The following is a 20,089-nucleotide window of genomic DNA, read 5'->3' on the forward strand; positions in this document are numbered from 1 at the left end:
CGGGGGATTGCCTACCAGGTGACGGGGAGTTGGGAGACGCCGCAGACCCGGCTTCCGCTGGTCCAGGAGAGTTCCTGGTCGCTGCCCGCGAGCGCGAGGCCGGGGAGTTCCCGGATCAACGAGCCGATGGCGACCTGCAGTTCGACGCGCGCGAGATTGGCGCCCAGACAGAAGTGCGGCCCATGTCCGAAGGTGATGTGCTTGTTGTCGGCACGCCGGACGTCGAAGATGTCCGGGGCCGGGAAGTGCTGGGGATCGAAGTTCGCGGCCACGACCGGGGCAAGAACTCCCTGTCCCTGGCTGACAGTTCCCCCTGACGGGAGCGACACGGTTTCGGTGGCGACGCGCAACAGCCCTCCGTGGCCGGGGACCTCCATGCGGAGGATCTCTTCGACGGCGATGTTCAGGAGCGCTGGATCATCGCGAATCACGGCGAGTTGGTCCGGGTGCCGCAGGAGCGTGACGATGCCGCGGCCGATGACGTTGCCGGTGGTCTCGTGTCCCGCGATGATCAACCCTCGAACCATGCGGGCCAGTTCGACTTCGTTGAGCCGGTCGTCCGCGTCGTGGGCGTTGATGAGGGCGTCGAGCAGATCCTCGCCCGGGGCCCGGCGGCGCGCGGCGATCAGGGCGTCGACGTACGCGGCGAACTCCGCCCCGGCTTTGGCACGTTCCGGTGCGTCGGCGGTGCTCGTGGACAGGAACAGGTCCGACCAGCCGCGGAAGTGCGGGCTGTCCTGGGACGGGACGCCGAGCAGTGTGCAGATGATGTCGATCGGCAGCGGGAACGCGAAGGCCGTCATCAGGTCTGTCGGGCGTGACCCGGCGCGCATCTCCGCGAGGAGTTCGTCCGCGACGGCCTGGATGCGGGGGCGCCAGCTCTCGGCCCGCCGAGGGGTGAAGGCGGCCTGGACGATGCGCCGCAGCCGCGTGTGCTCGGGCGGGTCCATGTTGACCAGCGCGTTCGGATCGTCGGAGAAGTCGGCGGCGGCCAGCATGCGCGGCGCGCCCACGTAGCGCAGATTGCGGCTGAAGCGCGGGTCTCCGAGGACTGCCCGTACGTCGTCGTACGTGGTCGCCAGGAGAGCTTCGTCCCCGCTGGGCAGGACCACCGGGGCCAGCGGGCAGGCGCTCCGCCTGCTGCTGTAGTCCCGCGGCGGGCTGCCGTGAGGACCCGGCGGGAAGGGGAACCTCGTCCCATCGGGGGATAACTCGTAGTCAGGCACCCTTGAACTCCTCTCTCGACAGCACTCGATCCGGCATGACTGACGGATCGTCAACTACCTTCGAGAGTCCTCAGGTTCATGGAGATCGTCAAGGCTGAGGCGGCTGACGGCGGCGGGGCCGGCCGGACCCGCTCCGGCCGCTAGGCGAACGCGTCCGCTCCTCCTTCCACCCACACGCGCAGGCGGGAGGGGTGTTCGGCATCCATGTGCACGGTGTTCGCGGCCACGGTGGTGCGGCGGGCGGCGGCCTCCGGTTCGCCGGTGTTCGTGTTGACGTCGAAGCGGGGGAAGTTGCTGGAGGAGATGTCGAGCCGGATGCGGTGGCCGGCGGCGAAGCGGTTCGCCGTGTCGGGGGCGGTGACCTCGATCTCGTACACCTCGCCCGGAGTGAGCAGTTCCGGCTTCTCGTAGGAGCGGTGGAAGCGGCAGCGGACGATGCCGTCGGTGAGGTTCATGGCGAAGCCGTGCGGATAGTCGGGGTTGGGCGGGTGGACGTCGATCAGCTTGATGGTGAAGTCGGTGTCCCGGGCCGTGGTGGAGATGTGGAGCCGTACGGACACCGGGCCGGCCAGCACCACGTCCTGCTGGAGCGGCGGTGTGGTCAGGCTGATCACGTCCGGGCGGGAGTCCAGCGGCAGGTACGGCTCACGCGCCCCGTACACCCGGGCGTCCGGGGCGTTCTGGTCGTACGCCCCGCCGGTCATCACCGGCTCGCCCGAGGTGACCTGGCCTCCCATGGTGGGTACCGGATGGTGCGGGTCGAAGTCGTAGGTCACCGACGCGGCGGCCGTGGTGGGCGGGTCGAGGGTGAGGGCGCCGTCGGTGGTGAGGTACAGGGCGACGGGGACCGTCGACGTCGGCGGCCACCGGGTGTCGGTGCGCCACGCTCCGCCGTGCCGCATCCGCCCTGCCGCATCCCGTCGGCCGTCACCGCCGCCCATCAGGAAGTACTGGACGGCGGGAAGGTCTCCGCTCTCCGGACCCCCCTCGTCGTCCCGGCCCAGCGCGCGGTCGAACCAGCGGCGGCGGAACTCCAGGTACGACGGGGCGAGGTTGCCGTCCAGTGTCGCCCGCGGACCGAAGTCCACCTCTCCGGCGTACGTCTCGCAGCGGTGCCCGTGCGTCCACGGGCCCATGACCAGGTGGGAGGGCGCCGACTTCAGTTCCCGCAGGGCGGTGAAGTTCTCGATGGTGGAGCGGACGTAGGGGTCGTACCAGCTGCCCATGTGCAGGCTCGGCGCATCCGGGAAGCGCCCGTAGAAGCCCCGCCCGTAGAGCGCCGGGGTGCGGTAGTAGTCCCCGAAGGTGTCCTGCCGCCACTGCTCCAGCAGGAAGTCCTCGTACGCCGACAGGTGCCGCAGCGGCGTGCAGCCCGGCCGCCACGGCATCGCACCGAACCAGCCCGGCACGTCCACCCGCAGCAGTGCCTCGCGGAGCACCGGATCCGCCGCCGCCTCCGGGCTCTGCACCGCGTGCCGCAGTGCCCAGGTCACCTGCTTCAGCTCGAAGGCGCCGCCCATCCGCATCCCCGCGTCGTACGCGGAGGAGAAGCCGCCCGAGTCCTGGAACATGGCGGCGAGCCCTTGCGCTCCTTCGGCAGCCGCGGCCGCCTGGACGTGGGCGGAGTAGGAGACCCCCGTCATCACGACCCTGCCGTCGCACCACGGCTGGTTCCTGAGCCAGGCGATCGTGTCCGCGCCGTCCGGGCCCTCACCCAGGTACTTCACGAACGTTCCCTCTGAGTCTCCGCGGCCCCGGCAGTCCTGCCGTACGACGTGGTAGCGGGCTTCGGTGAAGTGGCGGGCGATGTCCTCGGGCTGCGGGACGGGCGCGTCGCCGCGGTCCTGGTCCGAACCGCGCTGCGTGCGCCGGCCGTACGGCGTGCGCTCCAGGAGCACGGGAAGCGCGGTGGCCTCCGGCTCGGGTGAGGCGGAGTACAGGTCGGCGGCGAGATGGACGCCGTCCCGCATGGGGACGCGCAGGGTGCGGCGCCACAGGGCCCCGTCCTGGAGGGGTTCGGGCGGGCAGGCGTGGGGGGTGTCGTACGAGATCACCTCCGTGACGCTAGGCAGTCGCCCACGTCATGGCGATCACTTGACGTCATGAGGTCAACTGTTCCGCAGGACGGTGACGGGACCGGACGCGGGACCTACTGTGCAGCGCAACCCGGCAAACACACCGCGTGCCGTCGCGACGGATCGTGCGCGGCCCTGGGTCCCCGTTTCCCACACAGCGCCCGCGACGCGGTCGCGTCGTGCCCTCGTTCCACCGTCCTCACAGGAGTCCGCCATGAGCACACCCGACAGCCGCACCCAGGAGGTGCAGGCCGACGAGCCCGACGAGGGGGGCCGTGGCTCCCGCCTCCTCGACCTGGTCGAGCGTGCCGGAAACGCACTGCCGCATCCGTTCTGGCTGTTCTGGATCCTGGGCGGGGTGGTCGCCCTCGTCAGCTGGGCCCTGAACGTCTCGGGTCTGCGGGTCGAGGATCCCTCCTCGGGTGACCTGGTCGGCGTGCGCAGCGCCCTGTCGGCGGACGCCGTACGGGATCTGATCACCGGTGCCGAGGAGTCCTTCGTGACCTTCGGCCCGCTCGGCACCGTGCTCATGGTGATGCTCGGCGTCGCGGTCGCCGAGCGGTCGGGACTCTTCGAGGCGCTGGCCCGCCGCATGCTGTCGGGCCTGTCCCCGCGCGCGGTCGTGCTGGGCGTGGCCCTGGGTGGCGTACTGGGGAAGTTCCTGTCGGACTCCGCGTACGTGGTCCTCATCCCGCTCGGGGCGGTGGCCTTCCGCGCCGTGGGCCGCTCCCCCATGCTCGGCATGATCGTCGCGTTCGTCTCCATCAACGCCGCCGGGGACGCCAACCCGCTGATCGCTCCCGGTGACGCGCTGTTCGCCTCCGTGGCCACCGAGGCCGCGCAGCTCGTCGACAAGGACGTGGTGGTCCGCGCGACGGACAACATGTACTTCACCACCGTCTCGGCGTTCGTGCTGGCCGGCACGATCGCCCTGGTCGTGGACAAGATCCTCGCCAAGCGCGAGCACCACCTGCTCCCCGACGCGGACCTGGAGGCCGCCGCGGCACAGCAGGTCGTCGCCGCCGAGGTCGACGACGCCACCGAGGTACGGGCCCTGCGCACGACCGGTCTTGCCGTGCTCGGCTACGCCGCGCTGATCGTGCTCGCGATGGTGCCCGCCTCGTCGCCGCTCCGCGGTGAGGGCGGCGCGATCGTGGAGTCCACCTTCATGAACGCCATCGCCGTCTTCCTCACCGTCTTCTTCCTGCTCATCGGCGCGGTGTACGGGCGGCTCACCGGGCGGATCAGGGGAAGCCGCGCGATACCGGAGTTCATGGCGGAGGGTGTGCGGTCCATCGCTCCGCTGCTGGTGCTCTTCTTCGCCGTGTCGCAGTTCCTCGCCCTGTTCAAGTGGACCAACATCGCCACGGTCGTCGCGGTCGAAGGCGCGGACTTCCTGGAGCGGTTGGGCGCGCCCACTCTGGTGCTGTTCTCCCTGCTGATCCTCACGGTCGCGATGATGAACCTCCTCATCACCTCCGGCTCCGCTCTGTGGGCCCTGGTGGCCCCGGCACTGGTGCCGATGCTGATGCTGCTCGGCACCAGCCCGGCCACCACCATGGCTCTGTACCGCATCGCCGATTCCTGTACGAACTCCATCACCCCGATGAGCACCTCGTTCATGCTCTGTGTCGGCTATCTGCAGACCCTTCGCCGCAAGGCCGGCATCGGCACCCTGGTCTCCTTCACCCTGCCCGTCGCCCTGATCATGCTGGTGGTGTGGGTGCTGCTGTTCTTCGTCTGGTATCTGCTGGGCATCCCGCTCGGTCCGGGCGCGCCGGTGCGGTGACCTCGGCCGTACGCTGACGGCGTGAGCATCGTTCTCGACCTCGGAGGGCTCGGCCCCGCGGACCTCGCGGCAGGGCCCTCCCCGCTGTCGGAGCTGATGGCGGGCCTGCACGTGCTCGCCGAACCCGAGCACCACCCGGAGGCCGGCGGCTGGGCGTCCCGCGCCGTCGCCTCGGCACCCGGACTGCGCGACGAGTTGTCCACGTTCGCTCCTCTGTGGGCCCGCTTCCGCTGCCGCCTGTTCTTCCCCCGTGCGTTGCCGCTCGCGGCGAGCCTGGACGAGGAACTGGCGGCGATCGCGGCACTGCGGGCCGAGGACTTCCTCGAACTGGTGGCGCCCGGAGTCCTCGGCACCAACGCGCAGACCTTGCCACCGGCTCGCGAGTTGCGGGCCGGCACCGCCGCCGCGGAGGACTACGCACGCAGCTGCCAGCGCCGCTCCTACGCGCGCGGTGAGCTGGCGCGACAGTTGGTGGCGGCACCGCTCGATCTGCGGGACCGGCTGCTGGCGGTGCTGCGGGCCGCCGACACCGCGTTCTTCGCCGAGGACTGGCGCCTCCTGCGCCCGGCCCTGGAGGAGCACGCCCGGGAGGTACGTCGCCGGCTGGCGTCCCGCTCCCCCGCGGAGGTGCTCACCGAACTGCTGCCGACCGCGGCCCGGGTCGGACCTGGGGAACGGGTCCGGCTGGACAAACTGCAGATCGACGAGGTGAAGGTGGCCCCGCGCCCCCTCGTCCTCGTGCCGTCCGCCCGGGTGTGGCCGCATCTGACCGTCAAGCACGAGCACCCGTCGTGCGTGGTGGTGCAGTACGCGGCGCGCGGCACCACCTCGACCGCGGAGCTGACCGTACGGGATCTGCATCAGCGGCTGATGGCGCTCACCTCGCCCGCGCGGATGGAGCTGTGCCGCCATCTGCTGGGCGAGCCCATCACCACCTCGGAGCTGGCCACCCGCCTCGGCTCCAGCGAACCGCAGGTCTCGCGCGCCCTGCGGACCCTGCGCGACGCGGGCCTCGTGCGCTCCACCCGGGACGGCAAACTGGTGCGCCACCGGCTCGCCACGGACGTCATCCAGCGACTGGGCCACGACGTCCTGGCGACCGTGGCCCGGTGAACCCTGTCCACGAATGATCGTCGTCGGGGCGGACGTGACCTGACGCGGCTCCAGGCCGGGCCGGGCTCGTCGGCGAAGTGCGACAGAACCATCTCGACCAGTGCGTCGACATCGGCGTTCTCGCCGCTGTACGCCGACAATCTCGACGGGCTGCCCTCAGCGCTCGTGGTGGTACCGACCCACGACCCGATCGCCGACGACGGCCGCCGCTACGCCGAACGACTCCGAGCGGCCGGAACACCCACGCGGCTCACCGAATACCCGGGAGCGGGGCATGCCTTCCTCAGCATCCCGGGCCTGGCGCGGCAGGCCGAGCCCGCGCGAAAGGAGATCCTCGAGTTCCTCCGGGCCTCCCTCGCCACGTGAGCGGAACGATCGTCCGTCCCGAACTCGGCCGCATCGACGTCGACGGCCCTCGATCCCTGACTCCGTCAGTGGCCGACGTCGTGGTCGCCCGCTTCCACGAGGCCGCTCTCGTAGGCGAATATCACGATCTGGATCCGGTCGCGCAGCCCCAGTTTGGTGAGGATGCTCGACACATGTGATTTGACGGTGGCGGCGCCGATGGACAGCCGCTCGGCGATCTCCGCGTTGCTCGCGCCCCGGGCGACGGCGGTCATGATCTCGCTCTCGCGGCCGGTGAGCCGCTCCAGGCGGGCCGCGGCGACAGTGTTGACGCGGCGCTGAGTGAACCGGTCGATGAAGCGCCGGGTGATCGAGGGGGCCAGCAGAGTCCCGCCCTCGGCCACGGTGCGTACGGCGGTGGCCAGTTGTTCGGGGGGAATGTCCTTGAGAACGAAGGCACTGGCGCCGGAGCGCAGCGCCTCGTAGACGTACTCGTCCGGGTCGAAGGTGGTCAGGATCAGCACCCGGGTGTCCCAGTCGGCCTCCTGAAGGATCCGGGAGGTCGCTTCGAGGCCGTCCATCTCGGGCATGCGGATGTCCATGAGGATCACGTCCGGGCGGTGCAGGCGTACGGCCTCGATCGCCTCGACACCGGTCCCCGCCTCGGCCACGACCTCGATGTCGTGGTGGACCCGGAGAATCATGGCGAAGCCGCGGCGTACCAGCGCCTGGTCGTCGGCGACGACGACGCGGATGCTCACGTGGGCTCCCCCTTGGTGGGCAGCTGGGCGGTGAGCCGGAAGCCGCCGCCGGGACGCGGCTGGGCGTCCAGGCTTCCACCGAGCAGCAGGGCCCGCTCCCGCATGCCGACGATGCCGTGGCCGGGCAGGCCCTCGTGCGCGGCCGACACCGACCGGACGGCGGTACCGCGGCCGTCGTCGAGGACCTCGATGGTGATGCCGTCACCTTCGGCGCGCAGGCGCACCTCGGTGCGGGTCCGCGGTCCGCTGTGCTTGAGCACGTTGGTCAGTGCCTCCTGGACGATGCGGTACGCCGAGAGATCCACGCGGGCCGGGAGGGGATCCCGGATGCCGCCGGTGACCGAGACATCCAGACCCGCCTCCCGGACCTCCGCCACCAGGCGGGGCAGGTCGGCCAGGCCCGGCTGAGGACCCAGTCCGTCACGCTCGGCGTTCGGCCGCAACACTCCCAGCAGGTGCCGCAGTTCGTCCAGCGCCTGGCGACCCGCTTCCTCCACCGCCGCCATCGCCTCCAGGGCGCCCTGCGGATCCTCGGCGACCACCATCCGGGCCGCTCCGGCCTGCACCGTCATCATGCTCACCCGGTGGGCGACCACGTCGTGCAGTTCACGGGCGATGTGGGTGCGCTCCTCGGCCACGATCCGCCGTGCCTCGGCGGCCTGTTCCTGGCGGATCCTGGCAGCGCGCCCGGCTCGGAGCCGCAGACGTCGGCCGAGGTACCAGGCCCCGAACATGCAGACATAGCCGAAGCCGATGTCCTCCCAGGGCGTGGAAAGGAGGAGGCCGTCGATCGTGAGCGCGGCGACGGCTGCGCCGACACCGAGAGGGCCCCACCGGTTGTCGTCGTCGTGCCGTCCGACGCTGTAGAGGGCGACGATCACCATCCCGCCCAGAGCGGAGTAGCTGCTTCCCAGCGTCGGGGCCCACGCGACGAGCGCCACGCACAGGACCTCGACCGGCCTGAGCCGACGCAGGTAGAGCGCCGCGCCGGCCACGGTGAAGAGCAGAAGGGCGGGCTGGAAGACTTCGGTGACCGGGCGGAAGACGAGGGAGTCCCCCGGCCCCTCTTCCAGGAGCGCGGTCAGCAGGAACAGCACGGTCGCGAGGACGGCGTCCGCGCCCCGCGGCCAGCGCGTGAACGGGCCGCGGAACCTGCCCGGCGCCCTACGGCCGGGTCCAGGGCCGGGCGTCTCGGCATGCGGAGCCGTGCGGATCATCGTCGCTCCATCAAGAGGCGGCCGGTGCCTTGGCCGGGAAGCGTCCGGTGGCCTGGCGCTGGGCACCGCGACGCGCCGGGCAGGCCATCGTAGTTCCAGCTCCGAGGCACCGTCACCCGCCCGCGGGCGGATGCGGTCCTCCGTCGCCGGACGGAGACGCGGGCCCGTACACCCCGTCGCGCGTGGGGGCGCCCGACCCTCCTGACGGCGGGAGACGGCGGCGTCGTCGGCGCCCACGATGGAACCGCTCGAATCTCCTGCCGCCGCGCACCGACCGATGCCGCCCGACGGCAGGCGTCCCGTACGAGCCCATCCGACAACTGCCTCCTCGGCAGCCGTCTCCCAGGAGCCCCAGCCATGAATCGACTCACGCGCCGTATCGGCGACGCGAGCGCCCGCCGACCATGGGTGACCATCGCCGCCTGGGTGGCCGCCCTGGCGCTGGTCCTGCCTCTCGCCGGTCTGGTCGGCGGCTCGTTCGTCGACGATCTCGTCGCTCCCGGCAGCCAGAGCGAGAAGGCGATGGAACTGCTCGAGGAGCGCTTCCCGGAAGCGTCCGGCGGCAGCGCCGTCGCCGTGTTCGCCGTGCCGGAAGGGGAGCGGATCGATCGCCACCGGCCTGCCGTCGAGGCGGCCGTCGACCGCATCGCCGAGGTGGAACACGTCGCCACGGTGACCGATCCCTTCACCGCGGGGACGGTCTCGCCCGACGGACGGATCGGCTTCGTCCAAGTCGCCTTCGACGTACCGCCGATGGAGGTCGATCCCGGGAAGATCGACGCCCTGAACAACGCGATCGAACCCGTCCGCGGCGACGGCGTCGACGCCGAACTCGGGGGCGATGCCGTGTTCATCAACGCCGAGACGCCGACCTCGGGCGCGGAGGCGGCCGGACTGCTGACCGCCCTGGTCATCCTGGTGGTGGCGTTCGGCACGATCGTGGCCGCGCTGGTCCCGGTGGCGCTCGCCCTGGTCGCCGTGGCAGCCGGCCTGGGCAGCATCGCGCTGCTGGCCCATGCGACCGACGTGTCCACCGCCGCGCCCACGATCGGCGCGATGATCGGCCTGGGTGTCGGTATCGACTACGCCCTGTTCATCGTGGCGCGCTGCCGGGAGAACCGCTCGGCCGGCCAGGACAACGCCACCGCGCTGTCGAACGCCATGAGTTCGTCCGGTGCGGCCGTTCTGTTCGCGGGCGGCACCGTGGTGGTGGCGATGAGCGCGCTCGCGCTGACCGGCCTGGGCTTTCTGACCTCGATCGGCCTGAGCACCTCGCTGGTCGTGCTGTTCGCCGTGGCGACCGCCCTGACGCTGCTGCCCGCCCTGCTGTCCCTGCTGGGTGACCGCATCCACAAGGAGCGGCGGCACCGGGGCCTGCGTACGCGCCGTGCCAAGAAGTCCGAGAACCCCGCGACCCCTGAGAAGACGGCGTGGTGGCGGTTCGCGCACCGCGTCTCCGGCCGGCCGTGGCCGTACCTGCTGGCCGGGTCCGCGGTGCTGCTGGCCCTGGCGATACCGGCGCTGCGCATGGAGACGGGTTTCCCCGATGCGGGCAACGACGCGACCAGCACCACCCACCGCCGTGCCTACGACCTGTTGGCGGAGGGCTTCGGTCCCGGCTTCAACGCCCCGCTGCTCATCGTCGCCGACCTGAACAGCCCCGGTGTGGACGCCGAGGGCATCCCCGGACTGTCGCGGCGCGTCGCCGACGACCCCGGCATCGCGTCGCTCGGCGAGCCCCGGTTCTCCACGGCGGGTGACACGGTCGTCCTGCCCGTGCTTCCCACCACCGCCCCCGCGGACGCCGCGACCTCCGACACCCTCGAACGCATCCGCGGCATCATCCCCGACAACGTCGCCGTGTCGGGCCTGACCGCCATGACCGACGATCTCACCAGTCAACTCGCCGACACCCTCCCGGTGTTCATCGCCGCGATCCTCGTGGTGTCGTTCCTGCTGCTGATGCTGGTGTTCCGCTCCGTCGCGGTACCGCTGAAGGCCGCCTTGATGAATCTGCTGTCCATCGGGGGCGCGTACGGCGTCGTGGTGGCCGTCTTCCAATGGGGCTGGCTGGGAGGGCTGTTCAACCTCCACGAGACCATGCCGATCGCCTCACCCCTGCCGACGATCTTCTTCGCGGTCCTCTTCGGCCTGTCCATGGACTACGAGGTGTTCCTGCTCTCCCGCGTCCGCGAGGAGTACGACGCCACGGGTGACCCCACCGAGTCGGTGGCCCGCGGTATGGCGGTCACGGGCCGCGTGATCACCTCCGCCGCGCTGATCATGACGGTGGTGTTCCTCAGCTTCGTCGCGAACCCCTCGCCACTCGTCAAGATGATGGGCCTGGGGCTGGCCACGGCCATCGTGCTCGACGCCACGATCGTCCGCATGGTGCTGGTGCCCGCGGCCATGGCAGTGCTGGGGCGCGCCGCGTGGTGGCTGCCCCGCCGGCTCGACCGGCGGCTGCCGCGCGTCACCGTGGAGAGCGACGGCGCCCCACCGCCGCCCGAGCCCGCACCGGCCCCCGCTGCCCGGATCAGCTGAAGCCACGGCACATACGCGCCGACCTGACTCTTCACTGTGGCAGCGGGGTGCAGCCGACTCCTCAGTGGTCGGATCTTGCGCCCCGCCGCCCGGTCAGGGCCGCCCCGGCACGGACGTACTCCGTGTCGGGCGCTCCCCCGGTGTGGCCGCGAACTCCTCCGCCCTGGCCATCAGGCGTAGGGTTGTGCCGGTGTCGGGGCGGCTGCTTGCCGTGCCCGTTCGCATGGCGCGGGATACCGTCCCGTGGCCGTCAGCCGTGTCGGGGCCGACGAAGCCCCCGGCGAAGACCGTTGTCCGCAGGAGAGAGCGTGCGCATGTCCGTCATGCCCGGCGCCGCTTCCTGCCCGCCATGACCCTCCGACCGCAAGCAGCGCCCGATTCCCGCTCCGGTCGCGTCGCCGCTGCCCCCTGACCTCGGTCCGCGCCACTCGCGGATCTCGTGGAGGACCGCCCCGGCTCTCCATTCCTACTTGTGCGCCCGCCGTGATGCCGGGTGTGCCCGAGCACGACAGGTTCCTCTCGTCTTGTCCTCCCCCGCACTGTCTCCGGCCGCCCGGCTGCGTGGCTCCCGACGTCCGTCATGGCTGTCCGATCCGAAGGTGCTGCGCACCGAGGTGCTGGCCGGTCTGGTGGTTGCCCTGGCGCTGATCCCGGAGGCGATCTCGTTCTCGATCATCGCCGGGGTCGAGCCGGCCATCGGCCTGTTCGCCTCGTTCACGATGGCCGTGACCATCGCGATCGTCGGCGGCCGACCGGCGATGATCTCCGCCGCCACCGGTGCCGTCGCCCTGGTCATCGCCCCGCTCAACCGCGAACACGGCTTCGGCCACCTGGTCGCGGCCGTCGTCCTCGCCGGTGTCTTCCAGATCGTCCTCGGCGCGCTCGGGGTGGCCAGGCTGATGCGGTTCGTGCCGCGCAGCGTGATGGTCGGCTTCGTCAACTCCCTCGCCATCCTCATCTTCCTGGCACAGGTGCCGGAGATGACGAACGTGCCCTGGCCGGTCTATCCGCTGCTCGTCGCCGGGCTGGCGCTGATGGTGTTCTTCCCGAAGGTCACCTCGGTGATCCCGGCGCCACTGGTCTCCATCGTCATCCTCACGGTCATCACACTCGCGGCCGGGATCGCGGTGCCGACCGTGGGTGACAAGGGCGACCTGCCGTCCGCCCTGCCGGTGCCCGGGCTGCCGGACGTGCCGTTCACCCTCGACACCCTCACCACCGTCGCTCCGTACGCTCTCGCGATGGCCCTGGTCGGTCTGATGGAGTCGCTGATGACGGCGAAGCTGGTCGACGACATCACCGACACCCACTCCTCCAAGACCCGCGAGTCCATCGGGCAGGGCATCGCCAACATCGTGACCGGCTTCTTCGGCGGCATGGGCGGCTGCGCCATGATCGGCCAGACGATGATCAACGTACGGGTCTCCGGCGCCCGCACCCGCCTGTCGACGTTCCTCGCCGGTGCCTTCCTGATGGTGCTGTGCAGCGTCTTCGGACCGGTCGTCTCCGACATCCCCATGGCCGCACTCGTCGCGGTGATGGTCATGGTGTCGTTCGCGACCTTCGACTGGCACTCCATCGCCCCGAAGACACTCAAGCGGATGCCGGCCGGGGAGATCACCGTCATGGTGGTCACCGTCGCCTGCGTCGTCGCCACCCACAACCTCGCCATCGGCGTCGTCGCCGGCTCTGTCACCGCGATGGTCATCTTCGCCAAGCGCGTCGCCCACCTTGCCGAGGTCACCGCCGCCCTCGACCCCGGCAACGCCACCGTCGTCTACCGGGTCACGGGCGAGCTGTTCTTCGCCTCCTCCAACGACCTCGTCGGCCGGTTCGACTACGCGGGCGACCCCGACAAGGTCGTCATCGACCTGTCCGCCGCCCACATCTGGGACGCCTCCTCCGTCGCCGCCCTGGACGCCATCGAGACCAAGTACGCCCAGCGCGGCAAGACGGTCGAGATCATCGGGCTGAACGGGCCAAGCGCTCACATCCACAAGACACTCAGCGGCGAACTCACAGCTGGGACATGACGACCGGCGGGCAGCGCGTCGTCTTACGGACTCGTGACGTGGTGGGCGCGGCCGGGGGGTCGGGCGGCTGTGCCGCCCTAACGTGGGCGCATGCGAGTACTGGTCACCGGCGGTGCCGGGTTCATCGGGTCCCATGTCGTCGAGGCGCTTCAGGCGCGAGGGCACGAGTCCGTCGTCTTCGACGTTCGTGATCACCCGGATGCTGACGTGCGGGACCACGAGGCTGTGGCCCGGGCTCTGTCCGGTGTGGACGCCGTGTGTCATCAGGCGGCGATGGTCGGGCTGGGCAACGGGTTCACCGACGCGGCGGAGTACGTCTCCCGCAACGACCTCGGCACGGCCGTACTGCTCACCGCCATGGCCGACAAGGGCGTCCGGCGCCTGGTGCTGGCCGGCTCGATGGTGGTCTACGGCGAGGGCAGGTACACCTGCCCGCGGCACGGGGTCGTACGGCCCGGGCCCCGGGCCGTCACCGACCTGGCGGCCGGGCGTTTCGAGCCGCGGTGCCCGGTGTGCGGGGAGGAGTTGTCGCCCGGGCTGGTCGGGGAGGACGCGCCGGCGGACCCGCGCAACGTGTACGCCACGACCAAGCTCGCCCAGGAGCATCTGGCCGCCGCGTGGGCGCGCTCGACGGGTGGCTCGGCGGTGTCGTTGCGCTACCACAACGTGTACGGGCCCCGGATGCCGCAGGACACGCCGTACGCCGGGGTCGCCTCCTTCTTCCGTTCGGCGCTCGCCCGGGGCGAGGCCCCGCGTGTGTTCGAGGACGGCCGGCAGCGGCGGGACTTCGTGCACGTACGGGACGTGGCCGCGGCCAACGCGACGGCGCTGGAGGCGGATTCGGCCGTGGGAGCGCTCACCGCGTACAACACCGGCAGCGGTGAGCCGCACACCGTCGGAGAGATGGCGGGGGCGCTGGCCGCGGCGTACGGCGGGCCCGAGCCGGTCGTGACCGGCGAGTACCGGCTGGGCGACGTGCGGCACATCACCGCCGACTCGTCCCGGCTGCGGGCGGAGCTGGGATGGAAGCCGGAGGTCGGTTTCGCGGAGGGCATGCGGGAGTTCGCGCGGGCCGGGATGCGGGGCGCGTAGCTCCCCCTTGGACCGGTGGTGCTGCCCGCTTCAGGAAGCGGCCGCGGGCAGCACCACCTCGAAGCGGCAACCACCGGGAATGTTGCGTACGGTGGCCCGGCCCTGGTGGGCCTCCACGATGCCGCGGACGATGGCCAGGCCCAGACCCGCCCCTGCCGGTGGGGTACGGGCATGGGTGCCGCGCCAGCCGGTGTCGAAGACGCGGGGCAGGTCCACCTCGGGGATGCCACCGCAGCCGTCCGTCACGGACAGCACCACGCCGTCCGGCAATCGTTCGGCGGCCACCATGACGGTTCCGTCCGCGGGGGTGCGCCGGATCGCGTTGACCAGGAGGTTGCCGAGCACCCGGCTCATCTCCTTGCCGTCCACCTCCACCGGCAGGGGCTCGACGCGGTCCCCGACGAGTCGCACCCCGTGTTCGCGGGCCAGCGGATACACCCCGGCGAGGGCATCGCCGACCAGGTCGTAGACGGACATCCGGGAGAGTGACAGAGCCAGGCTGCCGGCGTGGATGCGGGAGAGTTCGAAGAGGTCGCCGACCATGTCGTTGAGGCGTTCGACCTCTGTGCGGATCTGCTTCAGATAGCGGTCCGGGTCGGCGGCGACACCGTCCTCCAGCGCCTCGGCCATCGCGCGCAGACCCGCGAGCGGGGTGCGCAGGTCGTGCGAGATCCAGGCGACGAGTTCACGGCGGGAGGCCTCCAGGGCACGCTCACGCTGCCTGGAATCGGCGAGCTTCGCGCTGGTGGCCTGCAACTCGCGGCTGAGCGCGGCCAGTTCGGCGGTGGCCGCGCCGTGGGGCGCCGTGAAGTCGCCGTCGTCGCCGAAGGAGCGGGCGGCGAGGGCGAGTTCGCGGCTCCGGGCGACCACCCAGCGGCCCAGCAGCAGCGCCGCGGCCAGCGAGACGACGGCCGCCATCGCGACCACGGTCGTCACGACGGACAGGTCGTGCGCGGACAGGAACATCGCCTGCGCCACGGCCAGGGTGCCCGCGAGCATCGCGGTCACCGCGACGGCGGCCACCACGGTCAGGGAGGTGGTCAAGGAGCGGCGGCGCAGCATCCACAGTGTCCCCGCCCCGAGCAGCCCGGCCGCGCCGGCGCCGAGGAAGGCGTACAGGGCGATGAGGAGGGTGTCGCGCATGATCACTCCTCACCCTGGCCGGAAGGGCCGGCAGGATCGGCAGGATCGGACGGACCAGAGAAACCAGAGGAACCGGAGGAACCAGAAGGACCTGCGGCTTCGAATCGGTAGCCGACGCCCCACACCGTCTGGATCAGGCGGGGCCTGGCGGGATCGTCCTCGACCTTGTTGCGCAGCCGCCGGACGTGGACCGTGACGGTGGAGAGGTCTCCGAAGTCCCAGCCCCACACCTCCCGCATCAGGTCCTCGCGGCTGTACGCCCGGCCCGGATGCCGCAGGAAGAACGCGAGCAGGTCGAACTCGCGCAGGGTCAGGGCGAGTTCGCCGCCGTTCTTGGTGGCGCGGCGCGCGGCCGGGTCGACGGTGAGGCCGGCCGCACTGTGGGAACGCGTGCCCGCGACGGGCCGCGTGCGGCGCAGGACCGACTCCACCCGCAGCACCAGCTCCCGAGGGCTGAACGGCTTGGTCACGTAGTCGTCCGCCCCCACCTCGAGACCGAGGATGCGGTCGTCCTCGTCGCCGCGGGCGGTGAGCATGATGACCGGCACGGGTCCACGGCCGCGCAGCCGGCGGCACACCTCCAGGCCATCCATGCCGGGCAGCATCAGATCGAGTACCACCAGGTCCGGCCAGTGCGCGGCGGCGCCGGCGAGGGCGGTCGGACCGTCCTCGGCCCGGTCCACCAGGTACCCGGCGCGATCCAGGTAGCCCGAGACGACCTCGGCGACCGTGGGGTCGTCGTCGACGACGAGGACGCGTGCCGTCCCGGTCCGCCTGTCGGCGGAGGCGTCCGCCACCGGCTCGTACGGTTGCTGTTCCATACGGCCAGCCTCGCACCGCATGCCCGTGACCGTCGCTCTCCGAGTGGCCCGTCGGCCCTGACGTCCGTGTTTCGTAAGGAGCCGAAGCCCGATATGTCCAGTTCGCGTTCGTAGGGTGAGAGCCGTGATGACCTCTTCCACACCCGAGGACGTCGATGTCGTCCTCCCCTGTCTGAACGAAGCCGAGGCACTGCCCTGGGTACTCGCCCGCATTCCGCCCGGCTGGCGTGCCCTCGTCGTGGACAACGGCTCCACCGACGGCTCGGCGGACATCGCCCGGGACCTGGGCGCCACCGTCGTCCACGAACCGCGCCGCGGCTTCGGCGCCGCCTGCCATGCCGGACTGACCGCGGCCACGGCCGGCATCGTGTGCTTCTGCGACTGCGACGCCTCGCTGGACCCGGCCCTGCTCGTGCCGTTCGTGGCCGAAGTCAGGGGCGGCGCGGCCGACTTGGTGCTCGGGCGGCGTCGTCCGCGGGGCCGGGGCGCCTGGCCCGTGCACGCCCGGGCGGGCAATCTCGCACTGGCGCTGATGCTGCGCCGACGCACGGGTCTGCGCCTGCACGACCTCGGTCCGCTGCGCGCCGCCGGCCGCGAGGCACTGCTCGGCCTGGACCTCGCCGACCGGCGCAGCGGCTATCCGCTGGAGATGGTCGTGCGCGCCGCCGACGCGGGCTGGCGCGTCACCGAGCACGACGTCCCGTATCTGCCGCGGTCCGGTGCCTCGAAGGTGACCGGGACCTGGCGTGGCACCTGGCAGGCGGTACGCGACATGAGCCGCGTCCTGGCCGAGCGCCCGGCCGTACCCGCAGCGGCCACACCCCAGGCACAAGGAGGATCCCGCCGGTGACCACCCTGCTCGTCATCGCCAAGGAACCGCGGCCGGGACGGGTGAAGACCCGGCTCACGCCGCCGTTCACACCCGAGGAGGCGGCGGCACTCGCCGAGGCGGCCCTCACCGACACCCTGCGCGCGGTGGCCGCGGCGCCCGCCCGACGCCGGATCCTGGTTCTCGACGGGAGACCCGGGCCCTGGCTGCCGCCCGGCTTCGACGTCGTACCGCAGTGTGCGGGTGCGCTCGACGAGCGGCTGGCCGCTGCCTTCGCCGACTGCGACGGACCGGCCCTGCTCATCGGGATGGACACACCTCAGGTCACCCCCGGCCTGCTCCCCGTGGACTTCGACGGGTACGACGCCTGTTTCGGCCCGGCCGAGGACGGTGGCTTCTGGGCGCTCGGGCTGGCGGAGCCGGATCCCGAGCTGCTGCGCGGGGTTCCGATGTCGACGCCCGGCACCGGAGCCGTCCAGCGCGCCCGGCTCGTAGCCGCCGGTCTGCGGGTGCGCGACCTGCCGCGCCTGCGGGACGTGGACACGTCCGCCGACGCCGAGGCGGTCGCCGCCCTGGCGCCGCACGGCTGCTTCGCCGCGGAACTGGCGCGGCTACGGACGGCGGGCCGCCGATGAGCACAGCGCATGAGGTGATGGCGCGGGACCCCGCCGAGCACAGCTGGTCGGCCGACCCCTACGCCGACGCCCTCCGGGCCGGCCGGGGTCCGCTCTTCCTGCGCCGTGGCGACGGCTGGCTGCTGCCGCTGGATGTCGAGCGGTGGTGTGCGCGGGCCGACTCCGTGGACCGGCAGGTCCTGGACCGGTGCGAGGGTGCCGTCCTCGACGTCGGGTGCGGGCCCGGCAGGCTGGTCACGGAACTCGCCGCCCGGGGCCGGACCACGCTCGGTATCGACGTCAGCGGGGCCGCCGTCGAGCACACCCTGGGCCTCGGTGGGCCTGCCCTGTGGCGCTCGGTCTTCGAACCCCTGCCGGGCGAGGGCCGCTGGAACACCGCCCTGCTCCTGGACGACAACCTCGGTATCGGCGGCGACCCACGCGCCCTGCTGCGCAGGCTGGCCCAACTGCTGCTGCCCGGCGGCCTGTTGATCGCCGAGACGGTTCCGGTGGACGTGGACGAGCGCGCCGACGTCCGCATCGTGCGCGGCACCGGCGCCCAGGGGGCCACCGGCGCCGCTTTCCCCTGGGCCCGGCTCGGCACCCGGGCGCTGCTGCGGTACGCCCGCCCGCTGGGCTGGCGCACCGTGGATCAGTGGTCGACCGGTGGCCGCTGCTTCGTCTCCCTGCGCAGCCGCAGCACCAGCAGCAGGGCGGAACCGCCGAAGAGTACGGCGGTGATCAGCAGCCAGCGGGCGAGGAAGCCGTCCGCCGACAGGCCGGTGGCGGACTCGTAGCCGTCCGCGACCCGGCCGCTGATCAACGGGAACCACACCAGCAGCAGAAGCCCGGAGAAGGCCGCCGGCACCCGGACGTACAGGGTCCGGGTCCGGCGGCCGACGGTACCGAGCGCTCCGGTGACGGCCCGGTCCATGGCCGCGTACAACGGCAGGAACACCAGGTCGTGCAGCACGGCCACGCCCACGAACCACAGCGTCACCCCGAGCCAGTCGTCGGAGAGCAGACGCACACCCGCGTATCCGGCGAGGGCGAACGAGCAGGCCAGGAGCAGCAGTTGCAGCGGGCTGCCGAGCGGAGGGAACGCTCTGCGCATCACAGGTCTCCGAACGTCATCCGGGCCACCCACTTGGTGTTGAGCACACCGGGCGCCGCGGGCACGATGATCCGGGCCGGGTAGCCGTGGTCGGGGGTGAGCGGCTCGCCGTTGACGTCCAGGGCGAGCAGGGAACGCGGGTCACGCACCTGGTTGGCCCGCAGGGCGGCCTTGCGGAAGGCGCCGTGTCGCTGGAGGGACTCCACCATGACGTCGGGGGCCGCGTCCGCCTCGTACCCGACGAGAACGGCGAGTTCCCGCAGCCGTACGCCCCGCCACCACTGGTCGCCTGTCGACCAGCCCTCCACACAGGCGATGGGCAACGCCGAACTGCGCAGCGGCAGTTCGAGCAGTTCGGCGCGGCTCAACCGGACGGTCCCGGAGGGCCCGGTGAGGACCAGCCGCCACACGTCCTCGCGCGTCTCGGCAACTCTGATCCCCCGGGACGAGGCCGTCTTGTTGATCTGGAAGCCGCCGGGACCGCTGCCCGGCTCGGCGCCACCGTGCGGCGCCAGGAGGGCGGTGCGCCGCAGCGGACCGTCGAAGTTCTGTCCGGCCGTGGTCCCGAACAGCAGCAGCGAACCGCCGCCGACGAACCACAGCGCGCCACGCCGGGACACGGTGGGCTCGGCCGGCCGCGGGGAGACCAGCGGGAAGTCCGCCTCCCCGCCCACCTCCTCCTGCGGACCCTTCCCCGCCCGCATGTGACGGACATTGCGTACGGCGGCGGGAGCCCGGAGCACCACATGCACCACGAACCCGGCGAAGAACACCCAGGCGCCATAGAAGTGCAGGGGGTAGAAGGAGCCGGGGAAGACGTAGTCCAGCTGGACGTTGAGCACCCCCGTCACGAACTCGAACAGCACGCCACCGACGAGGAGCAGCAGGGAGATCCGCTCCAGGGCGTGCGCGAGCGAGCGGGCCGGCGGCAGCGCGAACAGCTTCGGAACGACCGACCACAGCTTGGCCAGCAGGACGGGGACGAGCGTGATGCCGAGCGTGACATGGATGCCCTGGGTGAGCCGGTAGAGCCAGTGCGGCTGTGTCGGCCACGCGAAGAGGTAGAAGCCGAGCAGTCCCTTGTCGGGGGTCTTGTCGTTCACCGGCGAGAGGTCCGGGTTGTACGCGGCGTACGACAGCAGCCCCGTGACGAACAGCGCGGTGATCCCGCCGAGCAGGACGACACCGAGCACCGAGGTGAACCACGGACCTCGTACGGGACTGCGCCAGAAACCGGGGGATGTGGGCGAGGCAGGCGGGGTGTGCAACCGTGACATGCGCCGACCGTAGGCCGCCGCACCTGCGGAAAGGGGCCCTCGACACATGACGAAACGCTGACGTCCGCACGCGCATCGGCCTCGGCACGGTCCCCT

At 71.6% G+C, this 20,089-nt stretch carries 15 protein-coding genes and 1 pseudogene; 9 read left to right on the forward strand and 7 right to left on the reverse strand.

Translation table 11 applies throughout. The features are described from left to right. Window positions 1-11: 11 nt before the first annotated feature. Together ACIBEI_RS21360 and ACIBEI_RS21365 are read right to left on the reverse strand one after the other, a co-directional pair. Complete coding sequence (locus tag ACIBEI_RS21360; RefSeq protein WP_398891014.1) at window positions 12-1,226, reverse strand: cytochrome P450; 1,215 nt, start codon at window positions 1,224-1,226, stop codon at window positions 12-14. Between the two features lie 140 nt (window positions 1,227-1,366). Next, window positions 1,367-3,280, reverse strand: coding sequence for a CocE/NonD family hydrolase (locus tag ACIBEI_RS21365; RefSeq protein ID WP_398891016.1), 1,914 nt, complete (start codon window positions 3,278-3,280; stop codon window positions 1,367-1,369). Between the two features lie 235 nt (window positions 3,281-3,515). On the opposite strand from ACIBEI_RS21365, the gene ACIBEI_RS21370 reads away from it, so the two are divergent. The 3 genes and pseudogenes from ACIBEI_RS21370 to ACIBEI_RS21380 all read left to right on the forward strand — a co-directional run. Then, window positions 3,516-5,090, forward strand: coding sequence for an AbgT family transporter (locus ACIBEI_RS21370; protein ID WP_398891018.1), 1,575 nt, complete (start codon window positions 3,516-3,518; stop codon window positions 5,088-5,090). 21 nt (window positions 5,091-5,111) lie between these two features. Beyond that, on the forward strand, window positions 5,112-6,203 hold the full coding sequence (locus ACIBEI_RS21375) for a DUF5937 family protein (RefSeq protein WP_398891020.1): 1,092 nt from the start codon (window positions 5,112-5,114) through the stop codon (window positions 6,201-6,203). 33 nt (window positions 6,204-6,236) lie between these two features. Then, window positions 6,237-6,569 (forward strand): annotated as a pseudogene (locus ACIBEI_RS21380) (alpha/beta hydrolase); the annotation flags it as partial. A gap of 65 nt (window positions 6,570-6,634) precedes the next feature. Here the strand turns inward: ACIBEI_RS21380 and ACIBEI_RS21385 are convergent. Together ACIBEI_RS21385 and ACIBEI_RS21390 are read right to left on the reverse strand one after the other, a co-directional pair. After that, window positions 6,635-7,309 (reverse strand): response regulator, encoded by a 675-nt coding sequence (locus ACIBEI_RS21385; protein ID WP_398891023.1) that lies wholly within the window; start codon window positions 7,307-7,309, stop codon window positions 6,635-6,637. Then, complete coding sequence (locus tag ACIBEI_RS21390; RefSeq protein WP_398891025.1) at window positions 7,306-8,526, reverse strand: sensor histidine kinase; 1,221 nt, start codon at window positions 8,524-8,526, stop codon at window positions 7,306-7,308. The genes ACIBEI_RS21385 and ACIBEI_RS21390 overlap by 4 nt, the downstream gene beginning before the upstream one ends. A gap of 357 nt (window positions 8,527-8,883) precedes the next feature. Between ACIBEI_RS21390 and ACIBEI_RS21395 the strand changes: the two genes are divergently transcribed. The 3 genes from ACIBEI_RS21395 (at window position 8,884) to ACIBEI_RS21405 (ending at window position 14,195) form a co-directional block, all read left to right on the forward strand. Beyond that, a complete protein-coding gene (locus ACIBEI_RS21395; RefSeq protein WP_398891027.1) occupies window positions 8,884-11,070 on the forward strand; it encodes an MMPL family transporter in 2,187 nt (728 codons plus the stop codon). A gap of 524 nt (window positions 11,071-11,594) precedes the next feature. After that, window positions 11,595-13,103 carry a SulP family inorganic anion transporter gene (locus ACIBEI_RS21400; RefSeq protein ID WP_398891028.1) on the forward strand — a complete coding sequence of 503 codons (1,509 nt, stop codon included), beginning with the start codon at window positions 11,595-11,597 and terminating at the stop codon, window positions 13,101-13,103. Between the two features lie 90 nt (window positions 13,104-13,193). After that, window positions 13,194-14,195, forward strand: coding sequence for an NAD-dependent epimerase/dehydratase family protein (locus ACIBEI_RS21405; RefSeq protein ID WP_398891030.1), 1,002 nt, complete (start codon window positions 13,194-13,196; stop codon window positions 14,193-14,195). Window positions 14,196-14,225: 30 nt separating this feature from the next. Here ACIBEI_RS21405 and ACIBEI_RS21410 read toward each other — a convergent pair whose 3' ends face one another. Both ACIBEI_RS21410 and ACIBEI_RS21415 read right to left on the reverse strand, forming a co-directional pair. Further along, window positions 14,226-15,338 carry a sensor histidine kinase gene (locus ACIBEI_RS21410; RefSeq protein WP_398891032.1) on the reverse strand — a complete coding sequence of 371 codons (1,113 nt, stop codon included), beginning with the start codon at window positions 15,336-15,338 and terminating at the stop codon, window positions 14,226-14,228. 2 nt (window positions 15,339-15,340) lie between these two features. Then, window positions 15,341-16,159 carry a response regulator transcription factor gene (locus tag ACIBEI_RS21415; RefSeq protein WP_398891034.1) on the reverse strand — a complete coding sequence of 273 codons (819 nt, stop codon included), beginning with the start codon at window positions 16,157-16,159 and terminating at the stop codon, window positions 15,341-15,343. A gap of 127 nt (window positions 16,160-16,286) precedes the next feature. Between ACIBEI_RS21415 and ACIBEI_RS21420 the strand changes: the two genes are divergently transcribed. From ACIBEI_RS21420 to ACIBEI_RS21430, 3 genes are read left to right on the forward strand one after another with little or no spacing between them, the layout of a single operon-like run. Further along, window positions 16,287-17,009 (forward strand): glycosyltransferase family 2 protein, encoded by a 723-nt coding sequence (locus ACIBEI_RS21420; RefSeq protein ID WP_398891036.1) that lies wholly within the window; start codon window positions 16,287-16,289, stop codon window positions 17,007-17,009. Continuing rightward, on the forward strand, window positions 17,006-17,623 hold the full coding sequence (locus ACIBEI_RS21425; protein WP_398891038.1) for a DUF2064 domain-containing protein: 618 nt from the start codon (window positions 17,006-17,008) through the stop codon (window positions 17,621-17,623). Before ACIBEI_RS21420 ends, ACIBEI_RS21425 begins: the two co-directional genes overlap by 4 nt. Beyond that, window positions 17,620-18,399 (forward strand): class I SAM-dependent methyltransferase, encoded by a 780-nt coding sequence (locus ACIBEI_RS21430; protein WP_398891040.1) that lies wholly within the window; start codon window positions 17,620-17,622, stop codon window positions 18,397-18,399. The genes ACIBEI_RS21425 and ACIBEI_RS21430 overlap by 4 nt, the downstream gene beginning before the upstream one ends. Before the next feature lie 316 nt (window positions 18,400-18,715). Here ACIBEI_RS21430 and ACIBEI_RS21435 read toward each other — a convergent pair whose 3' ends face one another. Then, the gene (locus ACIBEI_RS21435; protein ID WP_398891042.1) at window positions 18,716-19,993 is read right to left on the reverse strand and encodes a molybdopterin-dependent oxidoreductase; all 1,278 of its coding nucleotides are present in this window, start codon (window positions 19,991-19,993) and stop codon (window positions 18,716-18,718) included. Window positions 19,994-20,089 lie beyond the last annotated feature (96 nt).

It is taken from the genome of Streptomyces sp. NPDC050988 (assembly GCF_044456225.1).
GTDB lineage: Bacteria > Actinomycetota > Actinomycetes > Streptomycetales > Streptomycetaceae > Streptomyces.

What these genes read in the sequence shown, in the direction of transcription:
- ACIBEI_RS21370 (WP_398891018.1), top strand. Translation starts at nt 3,516, where the DNA reads ATGAGCACACCCGACAGCCGCACCCAGGAGGTGCAGGCCGACGAGCCC.
- ACIBEI_RS21390 (WP_398891025.1), bottom strand. Translation starts at nt 8,526, where the DNA reads ATGATCCGCACGGCTCCGCATGCCGAGACGCCCGGCCCTGGACCCGGC.
- ACIBEI_RS21395 (WP_398891027.1), top strand. Translation starts at nt 8,884, where the DNA reads ATGAATCGACTCACGCGCCGTATCGGCGACGCGAGCGCCCGCCGACCA.
- ACIBEI_RS21405 (WP_398891030.1), top strand. Translation starts at nt 13,194, where the DNA reads ATGCGAGTACTGGTCACCGGCGGTGCCGGGTTCATCGGGTCCCATGTC.
- ACIBEI_RS21410 (WP_398891032.1), bottom strand. Translation starts at nt 15,338, where the DNA reads ATGCGCGACACCCTCCTCATCGCCCTGTACGCCTTCCTCGGCGCCGGC.
- ACIBEI_RS21415 (WP_398891034.1), bottom strand. Translation starts at nt 16,159, where the DNA reads ATGGAACAGCAACCGTACGAGCCGGTGGCGGACGCCTCCGCCGACAGG.
- ACIBEI_RS21420 (WP_398891036.1), top strand. Translation starts at nt 16,287, where the DNA reads ATGACCTCTTCCACACCCGAGGACGTCGATGTCGTCCTCCCCTGTCTG.
- ACIBEI_RS21430 (WP_398891040.1), top strand. Translation starts at nt 17,620, where the DNA reads ATGAGCACAGCGCATGAGGTGATGGCGCGGGACCCCGCCGAGCACAGC.
- ACIBEI_RS21435 (WP_398891042.1), bottom strand. Translation starts at nt 19,993, where the DNA reads ATGTCACGGTTGCACACCCCGCCTGCCTCGCCCACATCCCCCGGTTTC.